We start from the raw sequence: 807 nt of genomic DNA on the forward strand, positions 1-807 counted from the left end.
GCCGAGGCGCGGGGCGCGCCGGCCGAGGCCGACATGGACCCGGCCGAGCGGCGGCGGCAGTTCGGCGCGATCCTGACCGAGATCCTGCGCGACGAGGAGGCCGGTTTCCGCCCGGTGCACGTGCTGTACCAGGATTTCCTGGTGCGCTGCCGGATCGAGGGGATGGGGCGCCAGGCGCTGGACATGCCGCAATTCCGCCGCCTGCTGGCCACCGCCCGCGCCGGGATCGACGCGGAGGCCGCCGAGAGCGAGACCTGGCAGACCGCCGAGCGCATCGCGGGACCGTTGCCGGACGATGTGCGGGGGATTTTCCTGCTGATCGCCCGGGCGGCGCAGCAGGGGGCGCCCTGTCCGTCGGACGCCACCATCGCCAGGGCGTACGGCACCCATTCTCTCGGCCGGGCGCGCCGGCAGCTCGCCTATCTGGAAGAACAGAACGTCATCGTCCTGCGCACCGACGGGATGGGGCGGCGCAGCGCGGCCGTGATCGGCCCGGGGTGGGAGACCGCGCCCGCCGATCCGAACGGCGCGGGGTGAACGACGGGGAGGGGCATGAGGTAAGGCAAGGCGAGGGCGCTGCCCTCGACCCGCAAGGGGTCGCGGACCCCTTGACCCCAATCTGTTGATGAATAACGGTTTCTAACGTTGGTGTCCTGCCCGGGAAATTCTTTCCCGGGCAGGACGCTCGTCGATCGGCCTTCCGTCAGGCCGGCGTCAGCGGCGCCACCAGCCGGTCTTGCGGACCGGAGCGGGGCTGGAACCGTCGATGACGATCGGCTGCACGGCCGGGCTGCCCGCCGGCGTGGC

1 pseudogene is annotated in these 807 nt (G+C 72.2%); it reads left to right on the forward strand.

Annotation, left to right across the window (positions count from 1 at the left end):
* A pseudogene (locus HUK84_RS20825) lies at positions 1-537 on the forward strand (ATP-binding protein); the annotation flags it as partial.
* Positions 538-807: the final 270 nt, after the last annotated feature.

Origin of the sequence: Nguyenibacter vanlangensis (assembly GCF_013376155.1) — a bacterium.
In the GTDB taxonomy this organism is placed as follows: Bacteria; Pseudomonadota; Alphaproteobacteria; order Acetobacterales; family Acetobacteraceae; genus Gluconacetobacter; species Gluconacetobacter vanlangensis.